Source organism: Pseudoalteromonas sp. Z1A6 (assembly GCF_011378745.1).
Lineage (GTDB): Bacteria > Pseudomonadota > Gammaproteobacteria > Enterobacterales > Alteromonadaceae > Pseudoalteromonas > Pseudoalteromonas arctica.
The window spans coordinates 1-5,621 of the sequence record NZ_WTKW01000278.1; the positions used below are offsets into that span (position 1 = coordinate 1).

Annotated in this window: 4 protein-coding genes; all 4 read right to left on the bottom strand. The window is 40.5% G+C overall.

The features are described 5' to 3' along the window. Positions 1-83 precede the first annotated feature (83 nt). The gene (thrC, locus tag GQR46_RS15295) at positions 84-1,367 is read right to left on the bottom strand and encodes a threonine synthase (RefSeq protein WP_165741378.1); all 1,284 of its coding nucleotides are present in this window, start codon (positions 1,365-1,367) and stop codon (positions 84-86) included. An 11-nt stretch (positions 1,368-1,378) separates the two neighbouring features. Beyond that, a complete protein-coding gene (gene thrB / locus GQR46_RS15300; RefSeq protein WP_165741379.1) occupies positions 1,379-2,314 on the bottom strand; it encodes a homoserine kinase in 936 nt (311 codons plus the stop codon). Positions 2,315-2,323: 9 nt separating this feature from the next. Further along, complete coding sequence (gene thrA, locus GQR46_RS15305; protein ID WP_165722047.1) at positions 2,324-4,741, bottom strand: bifunctional aspartate kinase/homoserine dehydrogenase I; 2,418 nt, start codon at positions 4,739-4,741, stop codon at positions 2,324-2,326. Between the two features lie 228 nt (positions 4,742-4,969). Beyond that, the gene (locus tag GQR46_RS15310) at positions 4,970-5,338 is read right to left on the bottom strand and encodes a response regulator (RefSeq protein ID WP_024589756.1); all 369 of its coding nucleotides are present in this window, start codon (positions 5,336-5,338) and stop codon (positions 4,970-4,972) included. Positions 5,339-5,621 lie beyond the last annotated feature (283 nt).

Sequence of the window (5,621 nt, forward strand, 5' to 3'; positions counted from 1 at the left end):
TAATTAGTAAATATAACTAAGTGTATTCATCCGTATAAAGTTATAAAAAAAGCGGCTCAAGCCGCTTTTCCTTTTAATTTAACTTAGCCTAATTTAGCGAGCATTTCGGTACGTAACTCGTCGTAATCGGCGTTCATATCGCTTGCTAGGCATGGTTTTGCTAGTGCATCAGCAAGTGGTTTTGGCATACCTAATTCAATATTTAGAATACCCTCTACGCTTTCTTTAAACTTAGCAGGATGAGCTGTCGCTAAAAAGATACCCGCTGCACCAGGTGCCCGATTTTCAACAAGACCTTGGTAAGCAATAGCAGTATGAGGCTCCGCAACATAGCCAGTTTGTTGAATTTTTTTCATCACGGCTTGCGTGTCTTGCTCGTTTACGCTTGTTGAATAAAAATTATCGTAGCTAAACCAGTTATTATCTAACATTGTTTGTACACGCGGCCAATTGTTTGGCTTACTTACATCCATCGCATTTGAAAGCGACTCAAGCGTTGCGTTTGGCGTCCAGTTTTTATCAAGCATAAAGCGCGGCACAGTATCATTTTGATTTGTTGTTGCACTTAATTTGCCAACAGGTAAACCAATAACCGCACCAATCATTGCGGCACACACATTACCAAAGTTACCACTAGGTACTGATATATGTGCTGTTGCGCGTTTTTCTTTTGGTAGCTGTGCGATGGCTTCAAAGTAGTAACAAACCTGAGCAACTAAACGGCTAATATTAATTGAATTAGCTGAGTTAAGCCCAAGTGTTGATTTAACTTCTTCATCTAAAAAGGCATTTTTAACTAGCTCTTGGCAATCATCAAAGCTGCCCTCAACTGCGTAACAATGAATATTGTTACCTAGCGTAGTAAATAGCTTTTGCTGAGCAAGTGAAATTTTGCCTTTAGGGTATAAAATAACAACATCGATATTTGGTTTATTGTAAAAAGCATGCGCTACAGCTGCACCGGTATCGCCCGATGTTGCTGTTAAAATAGTTACTTTCTCGTCTTTGTTAAACTGCGTTAAACACTCTGCCATAAAGCGACCACCAAAGTCTTTAAACGCAAGTGTAGGACCATGAAACAACTCTAAGCAGTATGTATTCTCTTCAACTTCCACCAGCTTAACTGGAAAGTTAAATGCATTTTTAACCATTTGTGTCACAGTGTCGCTTGGCAGCTCATCACCAATTAGGTGAGATAATATTTTACCACTGCGTGTAACAAAGTCCATATCAAGCAATGCATCAACATCGGACAGTGGGGCAAGGGATTCAGGGAAAAACACACCTTGATTACGACCCAAACCTGTTTTTACGGCTTCAACGAACGACACTTTTTGTGAGCTATCTTTTAAATTATGTAATTGCATGACTACCTATCCTATAAAACTGTTAATTGACGCGTGCCGTCGTTATCTAATTTACAAATGTGGCAAAAGCCTTGCTCGTTAATGTAATTGGTTTCTAACCACTGCGCGCATTGCTGTGCAGCTTCAAGTGTTTTACACACACTAAATAAGGTTGGTCCTGCGCCCGAAATACTGACTATTTCAGCGCCCAGCGCTGGCAAGCTTGCTTTGGCTTCACTAAAGCCTTTTATAAGCGGTGCGCGGTAAGGTTCTGCTATTTCATCTTTCATTATGCTTAGCGCATCGTCAAAACGATTAGTTAACAGCAAGCTACTAAATGCCGACAAACGCTGAGCAAACTCAACACTTGCATGCATGTTCAACTCTTTTGGTAAAACAGAGCGCGCTTTTGCAGTGTTGAGTGAAAAACCAGGAAACGCAGCAACGTAGTACCAGTTTTCATCAACAGGCAGTGCAATCGATTTATCAGGAATTAAATCACCTGTTAACTGCAAGCCACCTAAATAACATGGCGTGATGTTGTCGTAATGACGACCGCCACTTACTACAGCTTCAAAGTCAGCCATCAGTTCAATAAGCTCAACCTGACTTAAATTAGTTTTTGCAAACTTATCAAGGGCAGCAAAAGTAGCCACGACCGAACATGCACTAGAGCCAAGCCCAGAGCCAATTGGTAAGTTCTTTTTAAGCTCGAGCTTTACGCTTGGCATAGTAGGCGCAACATGCGCTCTAAAATGCACTAAGCACTGGTACGCTAAATTTTCATTAGCATCACTTGGTAACTTGTGAGCGTACTCGCCTGTGCAAATAAATTCGTCGCTTGGTGCTGCGCTTACAACGGCTACATCACCTAACAAACTGCCATCAATTGGCGCAAGCGCTGCGCCAAGTGCATCAAAACCCACTGCAAAATTACCAATAGACGCCGGAGCATATACTTCAATCATAACGAGCTCCTAGCGCGATAACGTTTTTAAAATATCAGCAAATACACCCGCGGCTGTTACTTCCGAGCCGGCGCCATAACCACGAATTACAAACGGACGTGGCTGGTAGTATTGGCTTAAAATAGCCAGTGCGTTTTCACCATCACGAATGACACTAAGCGCATGCTTTGCATCTACCGCTTCAATACCTACTTTACAGTGGCCTTCTTTAATTGTGCCTACATAGCGAAGTACCCTACCCTCGCTCGCAGCGCTTTTGATACGGTCGTTAAAATCAGCATCTAAGCTTGGTAGTTTTGCCATAAACTCATCAACGCTATCACCTTGTGCAAAACCTGGTGGTAATACTGACTCAACTTCAATATCGCTTAGCTCTAATTTCATACCGGCTTCGCGAGCGATGATCAATAACTTACGTGCTACATCGGTACCCGATAAATCATCACGAGGATCTGGCTCAGTAAAGCCACTTTCTTTGGCTTTAATAGTTGCCTCAGAAAGTGACAAACCATCTTGAAGTGCGCCAAACATATACGAAAGTGAACCTGATAAAATACCGCTAAACTCTAATAACTCATCACCGGCACCAAATAATGACTGTAAGTTGTCGATTACTGGTAAGCCTGCACCAACGTTCGTTTCGTATAAAAATTTACGATTATTCTTTTGCGTTGCTGCAATTAAATCTTGGTAATACGTGTATGAGCTTGTTGTTGCTTTTTTATTGGCAGCAACCACATGAAAACCTGCATTTAAAAAGTCTACATACTGCGCAGCAAGTGCATCCGACGACGTACAGTCAACAAGCACAGGGTTTACTAAATGATTTTGCTTAACAAACTGCTCTACTAGTTTTAAATCAAACGCCTGCTCAGATGAGGCCAATTTTTGCTGCCAATCACCAAAAGCAATACCTTCACTATCAAGGTGTAATTGGCGAGAGTTAGCAACACCATACAAGTTGAGTTTAATATTACGTTTTTCAAGCCACGCTTGTTGGCGCTCAAGCTGATTAATAAGCTCTTGCCCTACTAAGCCACAACCTAGTAAAAACACATCAATTGACGGCACATGCGTGAAAAAGTTTTCATGGCATATTTTTACGGCGTCGTTACAAAGTTCGCCATCAATTACTGCTGAAATAGCACTTTCTGTAGAATCCTGTGCAATTGCCACAATATTTACTTGCGCTTGTGCAAGCGATGCAAAAAATTTAGCCGCTAAGCCACGGTGCGCGCGCATGTTGTCGCCCACTAAAGTAACAATGGCTAAATTGCGCTGCACTTGTACAGGCTCAATAAGCCCTGCTTGTAATTCAAGTTCAAATGCAGTTTGTAGCGCATCAAGTGCAAGTGCTAGGTCTGTTTCGTGTACACAAAAGCTAATGCTGAATTCGCATGATGACTGCGTGATCAATACAATTGATACGTTATCGTGAGCAAGCGCGTTAAATACCTTAGACGCCATACCTACTTTGCCTTTCATGCCTGGCCCTGAGACAGTTAGCATTGCAAGGTCTTGTAGGCTCGAAAGCGCTTTTACTGGCTCATCTGATGAATAATCGTTACCAATTAATGAGCCTTGTGCGTCTGGGTTATGCGTATTTTTAATTTCGCACGGCACGCCTGCTTTAGCACACGGTAAAATTGTTTTAGGGTGAAGTACTTTTGCACCAAAATAAGAAAGCTCCATCGCTTCTTTATAAGATAAAAAATCTACTTTAGTCGCTTTTTTAATATAACGAGGATCAGCACTGTATACACCATCAACGTCAGTCCAAATTTGGCAAATCTCAGCTTCTAAACATGCTGCTGCAATGGCTGCTGAGTAATCTGAGCCATTACGGCCAAGCGTTGTAAGCTCACCTTTATCATTACTCGCCGTAAAACCAGGCATGATATAGATAGTTGCAGGGCTTTCTTTAAGCACAGCTTGAAAGCGCGCTTTACTTGTTACTAAATCAGCCTCGGCGTCGATATAACCGCCAGTTGAAGCGATACAGCTTGTTGCTTCTAAGTATCTTGCATCGTGCGAGTTCAATAAAGCCTGCATTAAAGAAACACTAACGCGCTCTCCGAAGCTAATTACAAATGCGCGAACTTGATCAGGGCAACATTGTATAAGTGATACGCCATCTAGTTTATTTTTAAGCTCGCCTAAGTTTGGCCAACTTGTAACTACTACACCACTTTTTTCAACGTCAGCTTTCAAACCTTCACAGCGGCTAACTAATGCTTGCCATTGCTGCGAAAAGTCAGAGCCTTGTTCTGCAGCACTTGCAAGTGCAACTAGCGAATCGGTCATTCCACCTGGAGCAGAAAGTACCAAAAGCATTTCATCTTTTAATTGTGCTTTAACTAGCTGAGCTACCTGTTGTAAGCATGCATAGTCGGCAAGCGAAGACCCACCAAATTTTAAAACTCGCATTGTTTATGTTCCTCATCCCATAAAACGAAAAAAGGCCTGTGTTCTAAGTGAACACAGGCCTTTAAATTTGTTGCACCGACCTATGCCACTATCCAGTAAGAATGATGGTTGTAATAATAATGGTCAGTACGCGATTAATTGTTTTCATATGTTAAGACTGCCTTAACAAAGGCTATGCTGTCAACCCTAAATTAAAAGATAAAACAGCCTTTTTTAACATGAAAAAACCTAATGAATGCCAAATTTATGCAATATTTCGTTTAAGTTAGATTTATTGATAGGTTTATCGATAAAGTCTATTGCGCCAAGTTGTGCGACTCGTTGCTTCATTTTTTCTTGTATATCGGCAGAAATAACTAAAACAAAGCACTCTATTTTTTCTATTTTTATAGTCTCGAGTACTTGTATACCATCAACTTCGGGCATGGTGAGATCTAAGCACAATAAATCAAAGCTTTGTGCTCGTAAAAGTTCTAGAGCGTGCGCTCCATTTGTAGCTTGTTGTATTTGAGCGTCTATACATTCATTTAAACACCGCACGACTTGTTTACGGGCAACTGCAGAATCGTCACAGACTAATATCGAAAATTTCATCATGTTTACTACTACACAACCATCAAAGTTATTAAAAGGTTATTAAACTAATGCCTTCCATTGCATTTTAGACACTTTAACACGCCTCCAAGCACTCAGCGCATTAATAATTTAATACAATGATAAATATAGAATAAATCCGTTTAAGATATAATTAACCAAAGCAAATACTAATTAAGCCTACAATACATAACAGATAACGAATTTATTAATTTATACCTTGGTTTAAATACTTTGATACTACACGCTCACTTTTTGGATTTATCTTATTAAATTTTAACTTTTT